Source organism: Psychroserpens luteolus (genome assembly GCF_021032705.1).
In the GTDB taxonomy this organism is placed as follows: Bacteria; Bacteroidota; Bacteroidia; order Flavobacteriales; family Flavobacteriaceae; genus Psychroserpens; species Psychroserpens luteolus.
In genome coordinates this window covers 156,688-182,457 of the sequence record NZ_JAHVXI010000007.1, presented here as the reverse complement: position 1 = coordinate 182,457, position 25,770 = coordinate 156,688, and the positions used below count along the sequence as shown (strand labels likewise).

Annotated in this window: 19 protein-coding genes; 9 read left to right on the top strand and 10 right to left on the bottom strand. The window is 33.6% G+C overall.

Translation table 11 applies throughout. The features are described 5' to 3' along the window. Positions 1-59: 59 nt before the first annotated feature. On the bottom strand, positions 60-1,619 hold the full coding sequence (locus tag KWG70_RS16310; protein WP_230937109.1) for an NAD(P)/FAD-dependent oxidoreductase: 1,560 nt from the start codon (positions 1,617-1,619) through the stop codon (positions 60-62). A gap of 244 nt (positions 1,620-1,863) precedes the next feature. Between KWG70_RS16310 and KWG70_RS16305 the strand changes: the two genes are divergently transcribed. The 5 genes from KWG70_RS16305 (at position 1,864) to KWG70_RS16285 (ending at position 10,527) form a co-directional block, all read left to right on the top strand. Next, positions 1,864-3,417, top strand: a complete 1,554-nt coding sequence (locus tag KWG70_RS16305) for a helix-turn-helix domain-containing protein (RefSeq protein WP_230937108.1) — start codon at positions 1,864-1,866, stop codon at positions 3,415-3,417. Between the two features lie 664 nt (positions 3,418-4,081). Then, positions 4,082-7,195, top strand: a complete 3,114-nt coding sequence (locus tag KWG70_RS16300; RefSeq protein ID WP_230937107.1) for a SusC/RagA family TonB-linked outer membrane protein — start codon at positions 4,082-4,084, stop codon at positions 7,193-7,195. Between the two features lie 10 nt (positions 7,196-7,205). Continuing rightward, positions 7,206-8,681 (top strand): RagB/SusD family nutrient uptake outer membrane protein, encoded by a 1,476-nt coding sequence (locus KWG70_RS16295; RefSeq protein WP_230937106.1) that lies wholly within the window; start codon positions 7,206-7,208, stop codon positions 8,679-8,681. A gap of 18 nt (positions 8,682-8,699) precedes the next feature. After that, positions 8,700-9,542 carry a hypothetical protein gene (locus tag KWG70_RS16290; protein WP_230937105.1) on the top strand — a complete coding sequence of 281 codons (843 nt, stop codon included), beginning with the start codon at positions 8,700-8,702 and terminating at the stop codon, positions 9,540-9,542. Positions 9,543-9,552: 10 nt separating this feature from the next. Continuing rightward, positions 9,553-10,527, top strand: a complete 975-nt coding sequence (locus tag KWG70_RS16285; protein ID WP_230937104.1) for a hypothetical protein — start codon at positions 9,553-9,555, stop codon at positions 10,525-10,527. Positions 10,528-10,597: 70 nt separating this feature from the next. Here the strand turns inward: KWG70_RS16285 and KWG70_RS16280 are convergent, their stop codons facing one another. The 5 genes from KWG70_RS16280 to KWG70_RS16260 form a co-directional block, all read right to left on the bottom strand. Continuing rightward, positions 10,598-10,753 carry a hypothetical protein gene (locus KWG70_RS16280; RefSeq protein WP_230937103.1) on the bottom strand — a complete coding sequence of 52 codons (156 nt, stop codon included), beginning with the start codon at positions 10,751-10,753 and terminating at the stop codon, positions 10,598-10,600. 93 nt (positions 10,754-10,846) lie between these two features. Further along, positions 10,847-12,268 carry an SUMF1/EgtB/PvdO family nonheme iron enzyme gene (locus tag KWG70_RS16275; RefSeq protein ID WP_230937102.1) on the bottom strand — a complete coding sequence of 474 codons (1,422 nt, stop codon included), beginning with the start codon at positions 12,266-12,268 and terminating at the stop codon, positions 10,847-10,849. Between the two features lie 6 nt (positions 12,269-12,274). After that, entirely contained in the window at positions 12,275-13,177 is a 903-nt protein-coding gene (locus KWG70_RS16270) for an alpha/beta fold hydrolase (protein WP_230937101.1), read from the bottom strand. Between the two features lie 354 nt (positions 13,178-13,531). Continuing rightward, on the bottom strand, positions 13,532-14,776 hold the full coding sequence (locus tag KWG70_RS16265) for a T9SS type A sorting domain-containing protein (protein WP_230937100.1): 1,245 nt from the start codon (positions 14,774-14,776) through the stop codon (positions 13,532-13,534). An 8-nt stretch (positions 14,777-14,784) separates the two neighbouring features. Then, positions 14,785-17,613 carry a T9SS type A sorting domain-containing protein gene (locus KWG70_RS16260; protein WP_230937099.1) on the bottom strand — a complete coding sequence of 943 codons (2,829 nt, stop codon included), beginning with the start codon at positions 17,611-17,613 and terminating at the stop codon, positions 14,785-14,787. Positions 17,614-17,915: 302 nt separating this feature from the next. Here KWG70_RS16260 and KWG70_RS16255 point away from each other — a divergent pair, with 302 nt between their 5' ends. The 3 genes from KWG70_RS16255 to KWG70_RS16245 all read left to right on the top strand — a co-directional run bounded on the left by KWG70_RS16255 (position 17,916) and on the right by KWG70_RS16245 (position 20,862). Beyond that, a complete protein-coding gene (locus tag KWG70_RS16255; RefSeq protein WP_230937098.1) occupies positions 17,916-18,689 on the top strand; it encodes a LytR/AlgR family response regulator transcription factor in 774 nt (257 codons plus the stop codon). Between the two features lie 213 nt (positions 18,690-18,902). Continuing rightward, the gene (locus tag KWG70_RS16250) at positions 18,903-19,781 is read left to right on the top strand and encodes a sensor histidine kinase (RefSeq protein ID WP_230937097.1); all 879 of its coding nucleotides are present in this window, start codon (positions 18,903-18,905) and stop codon (positions 19,779-19,781) included. Further along, positions 19,774-20,862 (top strand): sensor histidine kinase, encoded by a 1,089-nt coding sequence (locus KWG70_RS16245; RefSeq protein ID WP_230937096.1) that lies wholly within the window; start codon positions 19,774-19,776, stop codon positions 20,860-20,862. The genes KWG70_RS16250 and KWG70_RS16245 overlap by 8 nt, the downstream gene beginning before the upstream one ends. Here KWG70_RS16245 and KWG70_RS16240 read toward each other — a convergent pair. After that, positions 20,859-21,788: a dihydrofolate reductase gene (locus tag KWG70_RS16240; RefSeq protein WP_230937095.1), complete on the bottom strand. Its 930-nt coding sequence runs from the start codon at positions 21,786-21,788 to the stop codon at positions 20,859-20,861. The genes KWG70_RS16245 and KWG70_RS16240 overlap by 4 nt on opposite strands. 300 nt (positions 21,789-22,088) lie before the next feature. On the opposite strand from KWG70_RS16240, the gene KWG70_RS16235 reads away from it, so the two are divergent. Further along, complete coding sequence (locus KWG70_RS16235; protein ID WP_230937094.1) at positions 22,089-22,385, top strand: isoamylase early set domain-containing protein; 297 nt, start codon at positions 22,089-22,091, stop codon at positions 22,383-22,385. A gap of 52 nt (positions 22,386-22,437) precedes the next feature. Here the strand turns inward: KWG70_RS16235 and KWG70_RS16230 are convergent, their stop codons facing one another. From KWG70_RS16230 to KWG70_RS16220, 3 genes are all read right to left on the bottom strand, one after another. Beyond that, positions 22,438-22,977, bottom strand: a complete 540-nt coding sequence (locus tag KWG70_RS16230) for an energy transducer TonB (protein WP_230937093.1) — start codon at positions 22,975-22,977, stop codon at positions 22,438-22,440. Between the two features lie 38 nt (positions 22,978-23,015). Then, positions 23,016-23,840, bottom strand: coding sequence for a thymidylate synthase (locus tag KWG70_RS16225; protein WP_230937092.1), 825 nt, complete (start codon positions 23,838-23,840; stop codon positions 23,016-23,018). Positions 23,841-24,019: 179 nt separating this feature from the next. Next, on the bottom strand, positions 24,020-25,765 hold the full coding sequence (locus KWG70_RS16220; protein WP_230937091.1) for a NupC/NupG family nucleoside CNT transporter: 1,746 nt from the start codon (positions 25,763-25,765) through the stop codon (positions 24,020-24,022). Between the last annotated feature and the right edge of the window lie 5 nt (positions 25,766-25,770).

Genomic DNA, 25,770 nt, shown 5'->3' with positions numbered 1-25,770 from the left:
CGACAAAAATAGGAATAATATCTTTAAACTTTACCTATTGAAACGAAGACAAATTAAATTTATAATTGACCTGTGGCAGCCTCGGCACATCGTTCTCCATCCATGGCTGCAGAAATAATTCCTCCAGCATATCCACCACCTTCGCCACAAGGGAAAAGATTTGATAGTTCTGGATGTGCTAAATTCTCATTTCTTGGTATATTGACTGGAGAAGATGTTCTCGATTCGACACCTATTATATTCGCTTCGGAAGTATAAAAACCTTTCATTTTTTCTCCAAAGGCTTTAAACCCTTTCCGAAGAGAACTTCCTATAAGTTTTGGAAAAAGTGAATGTAAGGGCGCAGATTTCAAGCCTGGTTGATAGGAGGTAGGATTCAAACTTGCTGAGAGATTACCTTCAACAAAATCTGTTAAACGTTGAGCAGGAGCCGTTTGGCTTCGTCCACCTGCTGTAAAAGCCAATCGTTCTAGGTCTTTTTGATATTCTAAACCTTTGAGCGCACCATGATGTTCATATTTATAAAGGTCTTTGTCTACATTGATTTCAACAACAATTCCAGAATTGGCATAGTCGTTATTTCGTTTTGAAGGAGACATACCATTCACCACAACTTCTCCATTTGCTGTAGCAGCAGGAACTATAAATCCACCAGGACACATACAAAAAGAATATACACCTCTGTTGCTAACCTGCTGAACCAAACTATAGGCTGCTGCTGGTAATAATTCATCTCTTTTTTCGCCACGACAATGGTATTGAATACCATCAATAATATCTTGAGGATGCTCTACACGAACACCCATGGCAAATGATTTTGCTTTAAGTTGAACATGTTTATTGTGTAATAAATAGTAGATGTCCCTTGCAGAATGTCCAGTAGCTAAAATGACTTTATCAACGTTTATTTCATTGTCATTTTGGAGTGTGATTGATTGTATCGTTTGATCTACAATAGTAAAATCTGTAACACGACTTTCAAAATGTACTTCTCCACCATATTTTAAAATAGTCTCACGAATATTCTTCACCACTTTAGGAAGTTTATTGGTTCCTATATGTGGATGTGCATCTATCAAAATTTGATCTGTGGCACCATGATAAACCAAATTTTCGAATATTTTTCTAACATCACCTCGTTTTAAACTCCTTGTATATAGCTTTCCGTCGCTATAAGTCCCAGCCCCACCTTCACCAAAGCAATAATTAGAATCCTCATTGACGATATGATCTTGATTAATAGCTTTTAAATCACGTCGTCTATCTTGAACATTTTTTCCACGCTCAAAAACAATAGGTTTATACCCTAATTCAATACAGCGTAAAGCGGCATACATTCCAGCGGGACCAAATCCAATAATATGTATGGATTTTGCCGCAGACACATCTTTATAATCAAAAGTATAGGTCGTATCTTTTGTTGGTTGTTCGTTAATGTAAACCTCTACTTTGTAATTTAAAATGATAAGTTTTTTTCGGGCATCTATCGATTTCCGAAGTATTTTTACTGCCGAAATATCGTCCGGATTTACATCTAGAACTTGAGAAGCTTTCTCGATCAAAATACCCGTTTGTCGTTCTTCTTGAAGTGTAATTCGAAGTTGTAGTGATTTGATCATAATGCGAAAATAAGAAATAGAATTTTAAGCACGTGTAGTATTTATAGGGGTTTTGAAACTAAAGTCTAATTCATTAATATTAACAAAATTTTAAGAATGAAATATTGTCTTTGAGATCAAATCTTATGATTAATTTATGTTAAAGTGTGTTAAAGAGGTAAGTTTACATCGGATTTAACTTCTTTTTTCCGAATAATTAACTGTTTTAATCATTTGTTTGTTAATTTTATTTAAAAAGGGGTCTATGAAATTCATAAATGTTTTGCTAGTTTATGTATTCTTATTTTGTGTTAATTTAAATGCACAGAGTGAAGACATATTATTAGTACTCAAAAACAATTACGAAAATGGAACTTCTGAAAATATACTTCCTTTATCAGAAGACGTTATTGCACTAAATGTAAACTCAGCAGAATTTTGGTTTTTGAAAGCCTTATGTGAAGATCAAGTTGGCGATTTTGCAGCTTCAAAAAATAGTTTGATTAAATCTGAGGTTAATGGTTATTATAAACAGTCTAGATTATACTATTATTTGGCTAAGGCTGAATTAAATTTAGATAATAAAGAAGCATCTTTAGCTTATGTTGAAAAGGCATTAGGCAGGAGAGCAAAACCAGAACTATTTGAAAATGACGAAGCCTTCAGTGGTTTGAGTGATAGCGTTGCCTTTATTAAATTGTTAGAATCTTATAAGCCTGCTTTAAATAAATGGACAGGCACTTTTCTATTTATTGCAGTACAAGGAATTATTCTCTTTTTTGTATTGTTTTTTAGAAAGAAAGGAAATACAAAAGCTAATAGAAATTTAGGACTTTTTGTATTATCTTTTTCTATAATATTACTTTCTTATGTAGGTTTCAAAAGTCTTTATCTATATGAGTATCCACTTATCTATTTCAGAAAGCTTTGGATTCCAATAATGTTTGCTCTCGGGCCACTCCTGCTGTTTTATGTGAAAGATTTATTTAAGATTAAATATTCCTCAAGATTTAAGCTTGGACATTTTAGTCTTTTTTTAATTGCCTTTGCATTTTACGCATCGTTTCATTTACTTGATCCAAAGAATAGAATTTATAATGTAGCCATGGATATTGTATGGTATGAATGGGTGAAGAATGTGCAAATGCTTATTTATTTTGTTCTAATATATAAATTGGTTAAGAAGGCAAAAGATAATGTAGGTCCAAATGTTGTCAAGTGGTTACATTATATGATGTATGCATATGCTGGATTTGTATTGTCATTTGTATTGTATTCTACACTTAATAATTTTGAATTTTTCTATCGTGACGGTTGGGATTATGTGATTTGTCTTTTCATTTCTGCTTCGATACTATTAATAGGTTTATTTGGTTTAGTGCAACCTCAGATTTTTTGGGGATTTAGCATTGTTGGAGCACTAAATGTTATTAAGTATGAAAAATCGGGATTGATTCCTAGCTTAGCAGCCGAACTTAAACAAAAGTTAATCGAGCTCATGGTTGATGAGAAGGTTTACAAGCAAAATAATTTGAATTTAGAAGAATTATCATCACTTCTAGGCACTACAAAACACAATACGTCTCAAATAATTAATGAGCATTTTAACGAGAACTTTTTCGACTTCCTTAATGATTTCAGAATAGATGAGGCCAAAGAATTATTATTGGATATTGATTGTAAAATGACCATTTCAGAAATTTTATATGAAGTTGGTTTTAACAATAAAGTAACTTTCAATAGTGCCTTTAAGAAAAGAACAGGCGTAACTCCTACGCAGTATAGAATACAAATGTCACAGCGATCACGAGCTATCTGATTACTTTTCCTTTCCTTTTATATACACTCTTATTGTAAATTATTGTTTCTATAGTATTTTACCACCACCATGTTTTTTATATTCTGAAATTTTCTTAACGTAATTATTACAATGCAACTCGGTTAAGCAAAACATTTTAGTTATCTATGGTATTTTGTTTGTTTGATACAGATTTTTGATTCATTTTTTTGATACCTAATTCTAATATTAGGAGATTATAATGGATAGTTAGATCGTATTACTTATATAAGACTATTTCTGAATAAACATCTCAAGTTTATTAGAATTTATTGAAGGATTCATTATTATTTTTCAGAATTCACTTACAGAAGGTTAAAGATCTTATTTCTGTAAAAAGCTGATAATCAAATGCTTTTAAATTGTAAACTGACACAATCTTCGCTCGATTAAAATATATGGTAAAACTGGCTCGGGAAGAGGTAAACTATTATCGGAATTACCACAGTTAGTGTAATTCTTCTCTTTTTTTACGGTAGCAATTGCAAGGCTAGGCAGTCGTTGCCTTACTATATTTATGAAATATCCATGTTAACTTTAATTTCATACTGAGTAATTATTTTGAATTAGTCTTTAAAAATACAACGCTGCCTGCCTTTCTCAATTGCACTACAACTAACATCGTAATAATTAAAAATTTAAGCTTATGAAAGTAAAAAATTATGGTTTAGTGTTAGTGCTCTTGTTTTTAAGTGTTACTTCAAGTTTTGCACAAGAGAGGACTATCACAGGAAAAATTACATCTTCGGAAGATGGCTTGCCATTACCCGGAGCTACGGTAATTGTAAAAGGAACTACTAGGGGCCAACAAACAGATTTTGATGGTCAGTTTTCTATTAGAGCGAGTACTGGCGAAACGTTAGTATTCTCTTATGTCGGGTACCAAACAATTGAAAAATTAATTGGTGAATCTAGTACTATCGATGTCATTATGACTGCAGATAATACACTAGATGAAGTGGTGGTTGTTGCCTATGGTAATGTATCGTCACTTAAAAGGAGTACTGCTGCTGTTGGTACAGTAAAAGCAGAAATCCTAGAAGATAGGGCAAATGCCTCTGCACTGCAAAACCTGCAAGGACAGGTCGCTGGTTTAAATATTGCAACAGGTTCTGGACAACCTGGTAATGACAGTACGATCATACTTAGGGGAGCAGGATCAATAAATGGAAACATCGAACCATTATTTATAGTCGATGGAATTCCAGTAGATGAAGACAATTTCAGAAGTATAAATCCAAATGACATTGAAACGTTTTCTGTTTTAAAAGATGCTGGTGCTGCTAATATCTACGGAAATAGAGCTGCAAATGGTGCCATTGTAATTACTACTAAAAAGGGACGATATAACGAGAGTTTAAAGTTTAGGTACACAACAGCATATGGTAATTCAGAATTACAAGATCAACCGTTTGAGTTAACAAACTCTACTCAAATTTTACAATTTCAACGTGCCAATGGTGCTGGAATTGGGGTTGGTTTATCAGATGCTGAAATTGCTGCTATATCAAGTCAAGCAAATACAAGTTGGACCGACGTTTTCTTTAGAACAGGTAGAACACAATCACATGATTTAACGATTACTTCGGGTGGTGAGAATTCAAATAACTTTACATCATTACAGTACTTTAATCAAGATGGTATTTTTATTGGTTCAGACTTTCAACGTTTTTCTTTAAGAAACAACTTTAATGGAAAAACTGATGATGACAAGTTTAATTATGGATTTAATTTGTCACTCGGATTTTCTGAGACGAATGAATTAGATAATGCAGGTAGTGGAGCGACATTCTTCAATCCATTTAGTGCAGCTTTACAAGGGCTTCCATATTTAAGTGTTTTTGAAGCTGATGGTTCTCAAACAATAGATGGAGGTATTACTCCAGGAGATGCTGGTGCCATTCTTTCAAATGGAGCAACTAATTTCCCTTATGTTCTACTTAATAGTATTGCATTAAATACTGATAGAGAAGAAGAAATCAAAATTTTAGCATCTTTAAACGCAAGTTGGAATTTCGCTGAGAATTTGTATGCACGAGTTCAATTAGGAGCTGATTTAAGCACTGAAAAACGTTTAGAGATTTTACATCCTAACAGTATTTTAGGACCGTTTCAAGCTAATGTGATCGGAAATCAAGCTCAGTTTGGTGGGATCCAAGAGGAAACATATACTAGAGATTTTAGACTTAATGTAGTACCTTCTATTAGCTATTCTAATGTATTTGACGACAAGCATGATGTGACTGCAACAGCTTATTTTGAGTACAATAGAGGATTTTTAGATGGTCTTGATTTTGACCAAACTGGTTTAGATCCTAGACTTCTTGGTAGTGGTGCAGCATTTATACCTGGTACTACAACCGAGCCAAATCCGGCAAACGGCGTTTTAGTAAATCCATATATTCCAGTGGTAAATTCATTTACAAGTGAAGTAGGTAACTTATCAATATTTGGAACATTAGATTATGTATATGATGGTAAGTATGGAATATCTGCTGGTATAAGACGAGATAATTCATTTAGATTTATCGAAGATAATGCTTGGGGTACGTTCTGGTCTGTTGCTGGACGTTGGAATATTAGTGATGAAACCTTTATGGATGGATCTGGATTTGATCTATTAAAACTGAGAGCGTCTTATGGTATATCAGGAAATGATAGAATTACTGGTGGTTACTATGGTGGTTTAAACCTTACAAGAAGTTTGTATACTGCAGGAACTGGATATAATGGTTCTGTGTCTACAGTAGTAACTCAATTAGAGAATAGGACTTTAAAATGGGAGGAAACTACACAAACCAATATAGGTGTTGATTTTGCAGTATTAGATAATAAATTAAGTGGTAGTCTTGATGTATACAACAAAACTACTGATGACTTATTTCAAAATAATCAAATATCATTAATCAACGCTACACCTAGTATTAACTCAAATATTGGATCATTAGTTAATGAAGGTATAGAATTGTCATTAAACTATAGAGTGTTATCTAATGATAACTGGAAAATTAGTGTAAATGCAAATGGTTCGTATAACGAAAATACCATTGAGCAATTACCACCTTCTACAAATGGATTGGTAAACACTGGTGGTTCTACAGCTCTAGGAGAAGGACAAGCTTTAGGGTCTTACTTCCTAGTAAGATATGCAGGAGTTAATCCATCTAATGGTAATCCTTTATTCTTAAAAGCAGATGGTGTTACACTTACAGAAACTCTAGATGCAGCTAATGATAGAGTATTTATTGACAAATCTTTCTATCCAACATGGCAAGGAGGTTTTGGAACAAATGTAGAGCACAAAGGATTCGAGTTAACTACACAATGGTCATTTGTGGCAGATGTATGGTTAAACAACTTAGATTATGCCGATTTACAAGAAGTATCTGTAGGATCTGTTAACAATGGTAGAAATAGATCGGTTACTGTATTCAATGCATGGCAACAGCCAGGTGATATTACAGACGTACCGAGAGTTGGATCTGCATTGTCAAGTGTAAATTATATCAATTCAACAGATAGATATTTAGAAGATGCGTCTTACTTAAGATTAAGAAACATAACGTTTGCTTACAACTTACCAAGTAAGATTCTTGAAAATACGCCAATTTCTTCTTTGAGACTTTATCTACAGGGAGAAAACCTATTGACATTTACAAAGTTTAGAGGTTGGGATCCGGAGTCTAATTTTAGACCTACCAATAGAGGACAATTCCCAACACCTAAGATTTACACTTTTGGTGCAACAATAAATTTTTAAAAAGATGAACATGAAAAAATATATATTAAAAACACTAGGTATTGCAGCTATATTTATGATTGCTGTAGCCTGTGAAGATGCAACCGATGTGGTACAGGAGGGAGAGCTTAATGAACAAGCTGCCTTTCAGTCAGTTGCTGACTTGCAAACAGGGTTAAATGGTGCTTATGCAGCCTATGGACCTGACTTTGGAGGAAATGGAACCGGAGATGGAATATACGCCAATGCAATTTTGTCTGATAATTTAAAAGCAGGTCAAGCGAGTAACGGACAAGGAGCGCAAGCTTATTCTTATATAGTTAATTTTGCTGGAGGTACACCTTCTAACTCTATATGGTCAAATCGTTATGCTACGATTAACCGTGTTAATCGTGTATTAAGAGCAATGGGTAATTTGACCTTTACAACTCAAAGTGATATTAACGAATCAAATCATATCAAAGGTCAGTTACTAGGGTTACGTGCCTTAGCTCACTTTGATTTATTTGAATACTTTACTGTAGATTACCAAGATCCAAATTCATTAGCAATAATAAATGTTGATTTTGTGCCATTAACTTCAGATACTTTTGAAAGAAACACTGTGGCAGAAACAATTGCATTTATTAAAGCGGATCTAGAAGAAGCAAATACTTTGTTAGACCCTAGTAATGCTACTGCTAATACACCAATTTTTATTAGCAGAGATTTTATCAAGGCGATGCAAGTCAAACTTGCAGTTGATGAAGGAAGCTTTGATGCTCAAACGATGACTATGGCTAATCAATTATTGAACGATTATCCATTGGCTAATCAGGTTCAATATGCGACGATGTATTTAGATGCAGATAATACCGAAGTCATTTTCAAACTCGCAAGAGTTAATGGAGATAATGGTGTTGGAGGCTTATTCTATTTTAATCAAGTAATGCCTGCAGATGGCTTTTTAGAAATATCTAATCAGTTATTGAATGAATTATCTGAACTTCCAAATGATATAAGACGTAGCGTTAATTTGGCACCTGCTAGTACTATAGTTGGACTAAATGACCCTACAAATGAGTTGTTAATCAACAAGTATCCAGGAGGAGCTGGTGGTTTACAAGTTAATGATATCAAGCTTATTAGAGCTTCAGAAATACAATTACTTAAAGCAGAAATGCAAGCGAGAAATGGAATGCTTCCACAGGCAGCTCAAACGGTTCAAGACTTAAGAGATGCTAGAACTGGTTCAGCATCACCAGCGCCTAATTATGGCTCATTAAATGTGGCTTTAACAGACATATTAAAAGAGAGACGTAAAGAATTTTGCTTTGAAGGAAAACGTTTCTTAGATATTAAGCGTATTGGTTCTGATATAGGGTTAGGAGTAAGCAGATTACCTGCTGATTGCGGTACGTTTGATGCGCCTTGTGATTTAGCTGTGAATGATTTTAGATTCACTCTAGCTATTCCTCAAGCCGAACTCGATGGTAATAATGCAATTACACAAAATCCAGGATACTAACTTAATCAATAAATAAATATGAAACATATATATAAAATAACGTTCGTACTTGGTTTCTTGCTCTGTATGACGTCTTGTGATGAAAATATTGATCCTATCCTTTCTAATGGTGTAGAATCAGAGAATAGAACATTTTTGTCTTTCGCTAATACTACGGTTAGCTTGCCTATTACTATAGATGATACAGGTAGTGTTGATCTTACTCTAAACTCTAGTACTGTATCAACTACAGATAGAACGTTTAATATTAATTTAGAAATGGAAAGTAACGCAGACCCTGCAACATACACCTTGCCAGGTTCTGTTACAATTCCTGCTAATTCTTATCAAGGCGTTTTAACTATTAACGGAGAAGACAATGGCTTGGTAGATGCTACGGTAAAGCAAATCGTTTTTTCTTTAACAGGTTTGCCTGATAATGTAGATATGGACCTTAATAGAATTGTAGTTAATGTATTTGAAGTATGTCCTGTACCAGATACTTATCTGGTAGGTGATTATGCATTGGCAGATGATGGTAGTGGTAATTTCTTAAGTGGTAATGTTACTGTTAGCGTTGGAGCTACACCAACAGAGCGTGTATTTTCAACTACATTTTTACCTGGAACAGGAGTAGATACAGTGCTTAATGTCACTGTTAACTTAGCTTGTAATCTTTTTAATTTAAGTCAGGATGTCGATATCTCAGTGTCATGTACAGCTGGAAATCCACCATTCTATATTCTTACAAGTGCAGGTAATGCCAATAACGGTACTTATTCGTTAACGAGTGATGTTACACACACTATAAATTATTTACAAGATCCATTTGAATCATGTGGACCTATGTCAGTACAAAGTTTCACATTAACAAAACTATAAAACAAGCACTATGAAAAATCTTTTTAAAATAACATTTTTCTCACTTACGTTGTTATTGACTGTTTATAGTTGTGATGATAGTGAAGGAGAAAATGAAGGAAAATTTAATGATGATCCAACAACAGGTTGGGTGCAATTTGTAACTGATGGCTTTTCACGAAATATTGCTATAGATTCTTACAATACTGATAACTTATTTGAAGTTCCTGTATTTGTTAATGTACCTGTTTCAACTGATGAGTTGAGAATAAATTATGATTTAGTGTCAGTAACAGGACCAGATCCAAATACCGTGTTTTCAAATAATGGTGTTTTAGTTAATCCTGCTGGAAGTTCAACTCATTTTTTCTTTGCAGATCTAGAATCAGGAAATTTAGATGTGGCTAATGGAGGAGCTAAAGACCCTTTGACAATAGAAGCGTTTCCTAAGATTCAATTTGATATAGCTCAAGCTGTTAATATTACTGAAGCCATGATTTTTGATGTTGTATTGACATCAACTAGCAATGGGAAAGTTGCAGCTGGTGTAGATGGATCTAGCAGACCGATAGCTTATAGAATTCAAATATGTCCCTCTCTGAATGCATCATCAGGTAACTTTGTTGGTGATTATAATTTAACTGTAACATCTGGCGATAGTCTTTTTGGTGGTCCTGTTTTTGCAGATCAAACGGTAACTATTAGCGAAGGAGCTAATGGTGCATTGAGCAGACAATTTCAGGTGGCTTACTTGCCTGGAGGTCCAACAAATTTAATGACGGTTACTTTTTCTTTTACCAATGGTCAAGTTATAATTGACGATGGTTTATCAACCAATATTGGTTGTGCATCGCTTTTATTGCTTGGTGGTGATTCGAGTAATATTATAGCACAACCCTGTGATGATTCTGAAGCCTTAACACTTAATATGCTTGATTTTCAAGGAGGATCAGGAGGCTGTGGAGTAGGTGATATACCCTTAGTAGTAGTCCTGACTAAAGTTTAATAGATTTTAGTTAAGACATAAGGTGCGAGATGTTCTTTGGAGCATCTCGCTTTTTTGGGATTTGGTCATTTTAAATGACATTCTCATTTAGCATATGAATCAATAACAGTTTCTTTAAGATATAAAACCTTGAAGCGAAATATTCAGCTTGAGCCCTGCTTCTGTTAGTAGGGAACAGATCAAGTTCTTCACTGGTGTAAAGGTCTAACACTAGAGGAGTTTTCATAATTAAAATTTCAGATTAGAATTGTTGACTTTAAGGTTTTTTATGTTTTATGACCTAATCTACTTTAAAGATACTATGCGTATTTATCAGTTACTAATTTGAAGTACGTACAAATCTTGCTCCATAGGCATTAGTTCTGTTGCCACCAGACCATCCACCATAAGGTCTGTAAGATATAGGACTGTAAGGGTTGAAGTCGTGATAATCTCTTCCGTAGCCATAAAAGCCACCACCTCTAAAACCATAACCTCCAGTTTCTTCTATGCCCTTTGGCCAATCTTCATTGGTTGCAAACCCATAATTGGAAAGGTTCCCATCTCCATGAGTGCCTATAAATGACCTTCCTTTGTCATCACCAATTGTTACCACACGTTCCCATAGACTACCAGATAAATCCATTACCCAATAGTATGAAGCACCGAATAATGCTTTGTTTTTAGTTGTTAGTTCGGCTTCGCTCATGCCGTTAAGCATTTCTAGGTTACCACTATCGGCTACCATTCTTTGTAACTGATCTTTTGAATTTGAGCCCCAAGGAAAATCTATACCTAAAGGGTTTTGAACTGGGCCTCTTGAAGCCTTAGTAAATTCTAACTCGGTCATAGGCCTCAAGCAGGACCAATCTGCAAATGCCATGGCGTCATCCCAACTCATGTGATTACAGGGTTTGTAGTTGTTATCGGTCATATACTTTCCATTTTTAATGGTTATTGAACCCCTTTCACTATAATAGCTTTTTCCTCCAAAATTAGCTCTATTCTGACTTTGGTACTCGTTAAGGGAGTTTAGAAAATCCACATATTGACCCTCCGTGGGTTCGTACTTCATAATATAGAATCCTTGAACACCTTTAGGGAAAGCAGGTGGAATTACTCCATTTTGATCACCTTCATATCCTTCAGGTGCTTGATAATAGAGATTGCCTTTGGTTGGAGCTATAGTAATAGATTGCTTTTCATCTGTAACTTTAAATAGACCATCATAATTACCATTGGAATCCGACTTATATACTGATCCAAATTTGAGTGCAGACGGATCACTATCTCCAAGTACAAAAGCACCATTCGGTATTTTTACCATTTCAATGGCATATGCAGTAAAATTTGATGTTCTTGTATTAATATCCTTAAGGCTTTCTGTATCTAGAAAAATTTTGAGGGTTACATTTACATGTCCTCTAAAATTTTCTTTAGGGAATATATATAAGCCTAAACGATCATTAGGTACCTCAATACCGAGTTCTAATTTAGTATCTGTATGATTAGAAACAACCAAATGATTATTGGTGTTCACTTTTACATGATTATAACCTCTAGTTCCTTTTAAAAATTTAAAAAATATCCAAACCGCATCATTGTTAATTTGGTTATGCCATGCATTATCCCAACTTAGGTTGAGAACAGCATATGATTGCCCATCATCGGTATAAAGTATCGGTTTGGAAATCTTAAGATCAGTTGCATGTACATTGATAGATACAAGGAAGGCTGTGAAAATGAATATAGGTGTTTTCATGACTCGTTATATGTTTATTGATTTTAGAAAATCAGAAATGCTTTTATAATATATCTTGGGTTGATCTAACCACCCATAATGTCCAGAGTTGGCTATAATTTTTAATTTTGAATTAGGAAAAGTGCGATGTGTTTTTTGTGAAATCTCTATCGGAATTATATCTTGCTTTCCTTGAATTATGAGTACTGGTTTTTGAAAGGATTTTAAGTGATTACTACAATCTAAATCTATGGCATTCATATTCTGAAATATCAATTGATTGATCTCAAAGTTAACTTGTGTTAACCTATGCGCGATTCTTTTAATATGAGATCGATCTCTTAAATAGGCAGGCGCTAAGTGTTTTCCTCTCTGAAATTTTGCATGGTAGGAGGTGTCACCACGTCTTATTTTGTTGGTCCAATAAGACAATGAGTCACGTTGTTTTTGTGTTAATTTTGAAGTAATCTGTATTGAAGATAGTGATTTAACATCTAGCCCTCCGGAAGAAGATAAGATGAGTGCTTTTATTCTTTTTGGAAATTTAGTTGCATAATAGGAGGCAAGCATACCACCGAAAGAATGGCCAAGAATAACCCACTCTTTAACATTAATGTGTTTTCTAATAGTTTCGATATCTTCTAACATTAAATCGAGGGTCATCGTTTTTGAGCTAATAATATCAATTTTGGATTTCCCAGTTCCTCTTTGATCATAGGTGATGACTTTATGTGTTTTTCCCAATTCTTTAGCCAAATCTGAAAACCCTTGACTGTTCATTCCTGGACCTCCGTTAATTATTAAAAGTGGTGTTCCTTCGCCAAAAACAGTAAAACTAATTTTAGAGTTTTCTAACGTTATCAATTGTTCGTTTTGAGTAAACGATTCCATGAATGAGAGCAGTATCAATAAAAGAATAATTCGTCTCATTATAGTGTATTATACGTTCAAAAATTTAATCTATAGTTCAGATAAGTGCATCATGATTCATCTTCTATCAGAAAAATAGAAAATATCTCACTATTTATGAACTATTTAGAACTATTTTATGATTAATATCAAAGTTTATTTCTTTAAATCAGTAAACCTTTTTCTGGTAAAGAAGTACATACTTACTACTAAAAATGGAATGCCTAAGCCTTTACAGAAATCTATAATATCTATATTTATTTTTGTGATATAATTCAAAATGCTTGGAGCGCCTATGTATAGAAGACCAAGGACTAAGAACATACAATATCGCTGAGTTGTATTGCGATGGGATTTGTTTTTCATGATCGTTTATTATTCTTTAATTAGTTTGCCATTTTTTATGGCGTCAGAATTATTGTAAATAGTGTATAGATAAGTCCCAGCAGCTAAACTTGAGAGATCAATTTCAATTTTTAACTTGCCATTAGTTGGCTTTATAGCATTAATCTCTTTAATTAATTTTCCTTTTAGATCAAATAATTTGATATTCAAATCCTTGTAATAAACTGGTGTTTCAGATTCTAATGTAAACGTGTCTTTCACAGGGTTAGGGTAGGTTTTGAAGTTTGATGAAGGGTTTACCGACTCAACTGATAAGTTGCCAGATTGTACACCTTTAATCAGCCTTATGACTTGAGGATTTAGAGGATTACTTGGGAAATTTGTGACTGGGATTGCACTGTTGATGTATATAGAATCACCTGTTTGAGTTACGGCAACACCATTTGGTCTAGAAAACGTTGCTAATAAAGCGTTTTCATTATCTGTATTACCCCTTACACCACTTCCCGCAATTGTATTAAGCGTAGGAAGTGCCTGATCTAATTCTAAGCTATATATTCTATTAGAACCATGGCTAGCAATAAATAGAGTATTCGTAGCTTGATGATAATCGAGATGCCCATTGCTAGGGCCAGACGTAGTGCCTCCAGGTGTGGTAATTAATATCGATGGGATTCCAGCAGGCGTTATTTTTACAATGTTTCCGTTAGAAAAATTAGATACATATAAATTGTCATTTTCATCGATTGTGAGACCGTTAGGACAAAAAAACGTTGGAGCACCTGAGGCAAAAGTTGATGATGATGTAACAACTCCTAAGGTAAAAGTGATTTTTTGGATGCTATTGGCTCCACAATTGCAAACAAATAGATTACCTTGACTGTCAAATACTAATCCGACTGGAGCCGATATTCCTGTTGAGGTGACAAAAGTTCGAACGCCGTTTACGATTTTGTATATACTGCTATTACCTATATCCGATTGATATAATGTGCCTTCGCTATCAAATGCATTTCCTGAAGCTCCAACAAACCCTGGAGAGAATACGGTTAAGTTTAAATTGGTGTCTAATTTCCAAACATTATTTGGCAGGCCATCATTGTCACCTGCAGAAAGGAAATCACCAAAATCTCCTATGTATAAATTGCCTTCGCTATCTAAAGATAAACCTCCACTACCATTAAAATTTGAGGTTAGACTATTGGTCGAAATCTCTTGTGAAAAACTCACAAGAGATGCAAGTAGCGTGATTATAAGGAATATTTTCTTTTTCATAATGATGTTTATTTTATAATAATTTTTTTAGTTGCTTTCTTATTTGCAAGTGTTGTATTAATCTTGGCAAAGTAGATGCCCGATGAGAAGTTAGGCGCTATGTTCCATGTAATAGTGTGATTAGAATTGTTTGGATTGGCTTTTATGTCTTCAACTTTTCGTCCTAAAACATCAAATATTTCAATATTGATTATTGAGGTCATTGAAGGTTGAAATTGAAAGTTAACCACATCCTTTGCTGGATTAGGATGAATGCTCACATCTAAATTTTCATCGATTTCATCAATACTTAAAGCTGATAAAGTCAAAATTTGAAAATCGTCAACTAGAGCTTCAACAATAGAACCCGATCCAAAATCGGAAACAACAAACCGCACTTGAATAGTGTTTGTCACTGAAACATAATCGCTTATTTTGTGTTTCGTATTTATCCAATAACGATGATCACCATAGTTGGTGCTTTCAACTGTCACCCAATTTGTACCATTATTAGAAATTTCCATAGCCCATTCACCTTGCACTGGAAACACAAATCCTGCGCCATGAATAAACCATTTGTAGAACTGGATAATGGAAGTGTCATCTAGGTTATTAAACACCGGAGAAGTGATAGTTGTTTTTCCTGTATCAACATCATTTGAGTACCAAAAAACACCTTGTGTTGCACCAGTAACTAAACAAGTTGAGCCACTAGGCGAATGATCAGATCCGGGTTGTACAATAAAACCAGCACCATCTATTGTTTGCTGAGGAGTTCCCCTTTGCCACAACCCAGATGTTGCATTATCTGAAGACGAACCAATTTGCCATCCTTGATTAAATTCAAAATCATCCTCGAAATCTGCTAAGTAATTACCAACATAAAATGAATAATTTTCGGTTAAAAAGTCGTTAGATGGATGAAAAAGTATATTAAATGCACAACTAACATTTGGTATAGAAAAATAATAATTTACTAATGTACCAGCTGATTGGCTAGGAATAAAGGCTTCAAAAGTTGTGTCGTTAACTTGAGAAAATGACACTGTATTAGTTGAGTTAAAACCATTAGTAGAGTATGTTAATGATATATTTAATTGACTCGTAAATGGAGTGGGATCTAAGCTAATTTCTATTCTGTAATCGTCTGAGGTGTTTAATGTGTTTTCATGAGCTAAATGTGAAATTTTCTGTGACGCAAAAAGATTAAAGCCAATGCCATGTTGACAAAAAGCATTTTCGATGGCCATCCCATTAGGTGTGCCATTCATTAAGTTACCATCGTCGTCATCGGCAACCAAAGTTTCAAAATATACTTCGGCATATGCCACTGCAATATCAGAATCATCAGGAGTTCCATATTTGGCATAATGAGCTAGTTCATAAGCAGTTTGCGGCGAAGTTAATAAACCCAAATCCCAAAAAGCACCTCCAAGAATCAAACCATCAGTATGTTGTTGACCAACAATATTTGCTGGATATCTATTACTATTATTAAGGTTTCTGGTAAATGTTCCTGATCCAAACCAACCAAGTGCTAATCGACTGTCATTTAAAAATAATGTAGAGTAAATATCTGCAAATGCTTCTTGCAAAATTGGGTTTTTCATACCTCCAGAAACACCAGCTTGATTGTACATTCTATCATTTGTAGCATGACCATATTCATGATAAATGGTAGAAGGACTATGCGCCGAATTTATGGAGCAGTTACTCGCTTGAATACCAAAATGTAAGTTGACACCATTCCAAAAGGCATTACACAATGCATTTGCATTTGTATCATTTACAATACATTGCAAGGGGTAATCTAGAGCATTGAAACCAGGATCTACTTGTTTGTTGTTTTGATGAATTCTATTGATATGATAATACACGTTTCGCTCTTCTAATGTAGAGTTGGTATTATTCCAAACAATATTTAGAACGTCATTTTGCCCCACAGTTTGTGTTATTGAAGCATCGGGAGAACCGAAGTTGCTTACTGAAACAAAATCACCCTTTAATTCTGCATTTAGTATTGCTGAACTTCCAGCAATTGTATGATCAAAATTACCATTTTCATCGGTACTAATTTGCGTTCCTCCAATAGTGACATGAAGATTTGGAAACCCTATAGATTGTGGTAAATCTGTAGGAGTTATAGGAAGTATTTGACCGTCTACACTCCCTTGTATATCATAACTATGATTATGTATTTTTGAATGCTTTTCTAGAATTTCAGTCGTGTTAGCGTCTACGTATAGTACTTCTGAAATATCATTCAAATTAGTGATAAAGAGTTCATATGCAGATTTAAATGTAATAGTGTTTCCTTCGCGAATAGGTAGTATTTTTAAGCCTCCAAGAAATTCAATTTTTATCTTTTCATTGGGATAAGTATTAACAATGGATTGTTCTATAGTAGAAGTTGACTGATTATTACTTTCAATAGCCGGAATGTCATAGACTTCCATTCCAAACAATACTAAGTTACCATTGGTGTGTACTCTAAATATCAATTCTGAATTTAAAACAACCTTACCTTCATAGGTTTGAGCAAAATGGGCATACCATAAATGTTTTGCTTTTTGGATTTTAACGCGTCTGTAGTTTTTGTCTTCAATATTAAATATAGATTGATTAGAACTTATAAACTCTCTTAACAGAGCTTCCAGTTGTTGTGCATCATAAATATGCTCTGATAGTTTTATGGGTTGGCAAATGACTCTATGAGGAGATTCAGATTTATCTTTCCATTGTACAATGGTTTTACCATATTTTTTTTCGAAAGCGTCCCAGTTTTGTTTTATGCTTTTTTTTTGAGAAAAACATAACGTCATACTGAACGTAAATAAAAGGAGTAGCAGTTGTTTCATAGCTTAACAATTTTTTAAGTTAAGTTATAAGATTTTGAAGCTAAGAGGTTACCAAATGTTTTGAACAATTATCATATGGTGATGAATAACTGTCATTTTGTGTTTAAATATTTTAAGGAGTTCGTATTTGAGCGTTTAAAGAATGATATTAAAACGTAGGTTTTTGTCATGAGTGGTACTTAATATGTGTTCAACAACTAAAATTTCAAGATGAACGTAACCAAATTATAAAGAATGAACAGATTGTTATATTAAATTTATACTTTGTGTTACAGAATATAAATGGATAAACTCAAGAGATAATGCAATTAAATTGCCTGGTTATAGATGACGAACTTTTAGCAAGAAAGCGATTGTCCAAGCTTGTAAATGAAGTAGCAGAACTTCGCCTAATTGATGAATGCAAAACAGGGAAAGAAGCTATAATAGCTATAGACACTGTTAAACCGCATTTAATTTTTCTGGATATCCAAATGAAGGATATGACTGGATTTGATGTTTTAAAACAAATTCGGCATGAACCGTTGGTAATCTTCGTTACTGCATACGATATGTATGCCATTAAAGCTTTTGATTACTTTGCTTTTGATTATTTATTGAAGCCTTTTAAAAAGGAACGATTTAAGCAATCTGTGAATCGAATACTTCACTATTTTGAAAGGAAAACAGCGTCTAAGATGAATGATCAATTAGAAGATCTATTAGACTATATCAAAGCGCAAAAAGAGCAGGAGGATACCACCTTTTTTAAAGATAAAATGCCTGTGAAAGTAGGGCAAAAGGTATCTTTTTTGAACATATCTGATATTAAGTATATTCTGGCCTCAGGTAGCTACGTTGATATTTTTACCGATAAAAAATCCTATGTTGTGAGATCATCTTTAAGTGATATTACTAATAATACAAAGCATAAAGATTTAATTAGAATACATAGATCTACAGTTATTAATGTAATGAATATAGAGAATGTTATTCATTCAAGTTTTGGTGAAATCGATGTGAAAATGAAAGATGATAGATTGTTTCGAGTAAGTAAAACATACAGGAAGATATTTCTAGATAATTTAGGTATTTAGGTGATTAAAAAATATATAGATATAAAACTGTTCAAATACCTAACTGTATTTTTTACAGTAACCATGCTGTTACATACGTGTAGGTTGATTTATTTTAAAGTTCAGGGGTATTATGAGAATCTTGGCTGGTACGACTTATTTGTATATACCGTATTTCTTAAGTGGCTTTTTGTACTCATATTTATGTTTTTTATTAGTAATCTAGTAAAATGGATGATAGACATAAAAATGAATTGGTTTTATAGAATAATTATTCATTTAGTACTATCTGTAGTCTTGTTTTATTTTGTTTTTTCATTAGGTTCAACATACATATATACGTTTGGTCATTTTAACTTGGAGAACGCCTTAGCTAATGTTTCTTTTAAAAAGTACATGAGTGAAATCGAAGAAATTTTTCTTATTTACTTCACCTTACTAGGTATTATTCATGGTTATTTTTATTTAAAGAAAATAAAGATCATTAAAGCTCAAGAATCTCAGATTCAAATTGACCTAATGAATTCTAGACTTAATGTGCTAAAGGCCCAATTACAACCCATTTTTATCTTCAATACCTTAGATAGTATTTCGAACTTGATAGAGACGAATGAAGAAAAATCTCAGAATTTAATTGCAGATTTTGGAGAACTCTTCAGGGAGATTATTGAGAGTAAGGATGAGAATCTAATTCCATTAAGAAAAGAATGGGAGTTCTTAAATAAGTTTATAAGTATAGCCAAATTGCGATACTCTGAAGACGTTAAGTTTAGAATTAAGCTAGATCATGAAATCATGGATGTATTGGTTCCAAGTCTTATGCTACAACCTTTAGTTGAGTATGATTTGAGTTTTTACAGATTTAACCCTGAAGACAAATTGGAACTAACACTTGACGTTAGTGAGGTAGACAATAAACGTATAAGGATGCATATTCAGATTAATGGAACATTAAAAGAAGGCGCTAATTTAGATACCTCTAATAGTAATCCTGTTTTAGAGAATATTAAAGATAGGTTATCGGCTTTATACAATAACAATTTTGAATTTTCTATGTTGAAAGAAAATAACATAATCATCACAACATTATTGATTCCTAGAATATATGGCTAAGAATAAATTACTTGATTATAAACTTATAGGAGCAATGGTATTATATTATACTATCGTGGCTCTAATTAACGGAATCAAAAATAGTTATTGGAATGTTATAGGAGAATATGGCGTAGATTGGAAGCGTATTTGGTTGTATAACGTGTTTTTAGATTGGTTAGTCGTTTGTATGTTTATGATAGCGATTAGTATACTTGCGAAAAAAATGTTTGAACGAAATATGTCAACAGTTACCATTCTAATCATTCATTTTATATGCTCTTTAAGCATTGGCTTTGTTATATTTATAATGTCGTCGTTCATTCTATTTTTGTTTTCAGGAGATATAGATCTTATTGTAGATAACGTCACGATTGATCATTATATGAGGTTTTTAGATATAAACTTCATGGTCTATTTTTCGATGTTGGGAATTATATATGGCTACTATTATCTAGAAAAAATTAAGAAGATTGAGGCAGATAGAACCAATCTTCAATCAAAACTCATTACGAGTAAGATGAGTGTGCTTAAATCTAAATTACATCCTCACTTTGTCTTTAATACACTAAATAGTATTTCTTCTTTAATAGATATAGATAAAGAGAAATCCCAAGATATGATTACTGATTTTGGTGATTTATTTCGAGATATTTTAGATTTAGAAAACAAAAATCTAATTCCGCTAAAACAGGAATTGGATATGTTGAAAAAGTATATTGATATCATTTCAATTCGATTTTCTGATCATCTAAGCTTTGAAGAAGTTATTGACAATCAACTAGACGAACATCTTGTTCCAGTTATGTTATTACAGCCAATAATTGAAAATTCTATTAAACACGGTTACTCATACAATTCAACCGAGTTAAACGTTATATTAAGAATCTTTAAAGACGACCAATACCTGCATATCGAGGTTGAAAATGATGGGCAACCACTTCAACAACCTTTTAATGATGTCATGATAAAAGGTGTAGGAATTAAGAACATACAAGATAGATTGGAAACGTTATATAAAGGCGACTTTTCTTTTAAAGTTGAAAATATCAAAGACAATCAAGGCGTAAAAACATCAATAATGCTACCTCTTGAAGTTTAGGATTTTGTATATGTTAAAAACGTAAATGCGTATTGGTGTTTCTCATCTTTTTTATGAAACTTGCTATGTGTCTCTTTCCAAATAGAAGTGTCTATTTCTGGAAAAAAAGTATCCGCATTTTCAAAACTATGATGTACCCGAGTAATTTCAATCTTATCTGCTAGAGCCATCGATTGTTTATAAATTTCTCCTCCACCAATAATAAATGGTTGTTTATCGTTTCTGGCAGCATCAAGAGCGTCACTCATATTATTAACTACTATAACACCATCTGGGACTTTGTAATTATCTTGTCGCGTAATAACAATATGAGTACGATTAGGAAGTGGCTTTGGGAAACTCTCAAAGGTTTTTCTTCCCATAATGATGTGATGGCCGTTGGTCAATGATTTGAAACGCTTAAGATCGTCACTTAAATGCCATATCAAATCGTTGTCTTTACCTATGGCATTATTCTCTCCTGCAGCTACTATAATAGTTAATTCAGATTTTTTTTTTTGCTCAGTACCTTTGTTTTCTAGGGCTTCATTATAAGCCTGTGATTTTGCAATTTCTGTCTCTTCTTTTAAAAATTTCTGTTTGAGTTTTTCAATACGTTGTTGTTGCTTGGCTACAAGAGCGTCTCTCTGCTGGTCTTCCCAATCTTTACCCATAAAACTATGTGTAATGAATACTGTTACAAAATGGTAAACAAATAAGGACAGCCATATAACAATAGCAATCACAAACCAGTTGAGTCCAGCTATGGTGAAATCTTTACCAATACCTAAAACCGTATTTGCTATAATTAAAAAAACGGCACCTATTAAAAAGACCACAAAATGAAAATAAACACGCTTTTTTTGCCTAATACGTTTTTCGGCATATTTAATTAATGCTAATTGTTCTTTATCTATTTGAGGAATGGGTTTCTTTTTTCCGAACATAAATCAAAAATATTTCTATTTGTAAAGTTAATCTTTTTAACGCAAACGTTGTAATTATTTTTTTCTTCGGAAAATCATAAATAACGCAAACGATGTAGTGCTTAACTTAATGATAATCAAGTGTTAAAGCTGTATTTTTTTATTGCGAATCTCATAATTTAGTGAAGCCTTTTTTCAGTATTTTAAATTTTTATACGTTGTAATTTATGAAAATGATAAATCTTTTATTTCAAGAGGCTTATGGATTTGAATGCGAAACTTTCTTTTATACATTTGAACCAGAAATCAATTCGTATTATTATGGCAATTAAAAAGCAATACTTAAAAAGTAAACCAGTGTGCAAGGTAACATTTTCGGTACCTGCGGAAGATGCAAATCAAGTGGCAGTTGTTGGATCATTTAATGAGTGGAACCAAAATACTGTTCAGCTAAAAAAATTAAAGAACGGTACTTTTAAAGGGACTGTAGATCTAGAAAAAGATAACTCTTATGAGTTTAGATATGTGGTTGATGGTACTTACATCAACGATGACCAAGCCGACGCTTATGCATGGAATGACTATGCAGCAGCAGAAAATGGTGTTCTAAACGTATAAGTTATTTAACACATTAAAAAAAGCGTCCTGATTTATCAAGACGCTTTTTTTATTAATTTCTCTGACTTCTTCTCAATCGTCGTCGTTCCTTTTTTGTAAGTTTTTTAGAACTGTTATCAATTTGGAGCACAATAGGTAATGAATAAGGAACAATAACAGGTTTGCCTTTTTGAATACCTGGTTTATCCATATCTGGAAGTAAACTAATAACTCTTTCAGCTTCTTTTTCTAAAGCCGGATGAGGAGCTCTAGCTTTAATATCAATCACTTTCCCTTCTTTATTAATTTTAAATATGACATTAATTCTAACTTTACCATCAGGTAACCCTAAATTGTTAGCAATACCAGCATTAAAGTTAGAGGACACATGTTTGATTACTTTTCTATTCATGCAATTCTTAAGTTCGAAATTAGAAAGCTTTTCATTGCAGCCATAGTATACAGGAACGTGCTCAATAACTTGAAAAGCGACTTCCTCAGAGCCTTCATCTGTTTCTGTAACAATAATCGTTTCTTCTTCGGTTGGTTTTTCTTCTTGAGCAAAAATAAGTGTGCTAGAGAGCACGAATAGTAGTGTGAAAATATATTTCATGAATTTTAGTTTAGAGTTTTGGGCAAATAGTATAATGTTTAAACAGCAACAACGCCTTTGATATGTGGGTGCGGATTGTAGTCTTCCAACGTAAAGTCTTCAAATTTAAAATCGAAGATATCTTTGAGCTCAGGATTCAATGTCATTTTAGGCAATGGTCTAATGTCTCTGGATAATTGTAATTCTAATTGTTCATAATGATTGCTGTAAATGTGAGCATCTCCAAAGGTGTGAATAAATTCACCAGCTTCATAACCACATACCTGTGCCATCATCATCGTAAATAAAGCATACGATGCAATATTGAATGGAACACCTAAAAAGATATCTGCACTACGTTGGTAGAGTTGACAAGACAATTTACCATTAGCAACATAGAACTGAAAAAAGGCATGACATGGTGGTAAAGCAGCTTTACCATTGGCAACATTTTCACTAAAAGATTTTGATGTATCTGGTAATACTGAAGGATTCCAAGCAGAGACAATCATTCGGCGACTGTCTGGATTGTGTTTCAAACTGTGAATTACATCCTTTATTTGATCGATTTCATCATTATTCCAATTACGCCATTGATGACCATAGACAGGTCCTAAGTCGCCATTCTCATCGGCCCAGTCATTCCAGATGCGAACTCCATTTTCTGTAAGGTAGTTAATATTTGTATCGCCTTTTAAGAACCATAGCAATTCATAAATAATCGATTTTAAATGTAATTTTTTTGTGGTTACCATAGGAAACCCTTCACTTAAATCAAATCGCATTTGGTAACCAAAAACACTTTTTGTTCCTGTTCCTGTACGATCACTTTTTTCGTTTCCTTCGTTTAAAACGTGTTTTACTAAGTCGTGGTATTGTTTCATATTCATTTTCCGCAAAACGGAAATCTCATTTAATTGAACTTCATTTTTCAGCAAATAAAAATAAAAATAAGGGTTGAATCTCAATGGCTTCAACCCTTTATAATATTAAAAGTTATTAACTAAAGCTTAATTGGCTTTTATACAGTTAAGTTAGATAAGCTATCAGCAGTGATTTGTTACTAGCCGATAATCATTCCAGCTATGGTTGCAGAAATCAATGACGCTAATGTTCCACCAATTAATGCCTTCATTCCAAATTTAGACAATTGCTTTCTTTGCCCAGGTGCTAGAGACCCAATACCTCCAATTTGAATTCCGATAGACGCAAAGTTTGCAAAACCACAAAGCATGTAGGTTGCCATGATAATTGACTTCTGATATTTTAAGTGCGTCGCACTAGCTACATCTTTTAAATCGGCCAGTTGAATATAACCTATAAATTCACTAGCTGCTAATTTGATGCCTAGTAATTGTCCCATAAGCGCCATATCTTCGGTAGCAACTCCAATAAGCCACATTAAAGGTGCAAAGATATAGCCAAGAATAAACTCGAGAGATAAACCATTATATCCTGTATTATCTACAATCCATTCATTGAGTCCCGTAAAATAACCTATTTTATCAAAGCCATAATTTATCATGGCAATAAAAGCTACAAATACAAGTAACATGGCACCAACATTAACGGCAAGTTTTAGGCCCTCGGTCGTTCCATTTGCGATAGCTTCTAAAATATTGGAACCTATTTTTTCTTGAGATACGTGAACATCTGTATCGATTTTTTCTGTTTGCGGAAATAAAATCTTAGAAATAACAATAGCTCCGGGAGCGGCCATAACGGATGCTGCTAATAAGTGCTTTGCATAAAACAGCCTTAATGCTGGGTCATCTCCACCTAAGAATCCTATATACGCTGCTAGAACAGCGCCTGCAACAGTAGCCATCCCGCCAATCATGACTAAGAGAATTTCCGATTTATTCATCTTTTCAAGGTAGGCTTTTATTAAAAGAGGGGCTTCGGTTTGACCTAGAAAGATATTCCCAGCCACGCTTAAGCTTTCAGCACCTGAAATCTTCAGTACTTTTGATAATAACCAACCTAGCCCTTTTACTAATTTTTGAATTATTCCTAAATAAAACAACACAGAAGTTAGTGCAGAGAAGAAAATAATTGTTGGTAATACTTGAAAGGCAAAGATAAATCCAAAAGTGTCCATATCTACCACTAAACCTTCGAATAGGAATTTACTACCCGCTCTAGTGAATTCTAATACTTGAACGAAAAGTCCTCCAATAAATTCAAAAATAGCTTTTACGAACCCAACTTTTAAAACTCCAACGGCAATGATAAGTTGAAATGCTAACCCTAATCCAACTGTTTTCCAGTTGATGGCCTTTCGGTTACTACTAAATAAAAATGCAATAAATATGAGTGTTATCATCCCTAAGGCGCCACGCCACAAACTATTCATTGAGAAGCCTTGGCTCGGGATAATATCTGTGGTATTATCTGTTACTAATGGTGTTGTCTCAGTGGCTTCATTATCGGCCTGCTGAACGATGTCTTCAGTTTTTGCTACTCTAAATTTATAGGTGGTCTCCTTTTCAGAAAACACTAAAGTAGAATCGGTAAGCTCGGAAATCTTATAACGCCTTATAGTATCATTTGGTTTGGAGTAGTAAAATACCAAAAGGTTATTTTGATAGATATAGTCTCCTGATGCTTTCAGGTCGTTCTTTGAATTTAAATTGTAACTAAACTCTCCAGCTTCTAAATGTAGGTTATCGGTATCTGAAACTTCAAATAATGATAATCCACTTTCATTTTCAATCGCATCAAACTGCCATTTCTTTTCTAGGTCTTGGCTAAAAGTTGTTGTAATTCCAAAAAAAATAGCTGCAATAGCTAGTAAAAAATGTCTCATGTGAA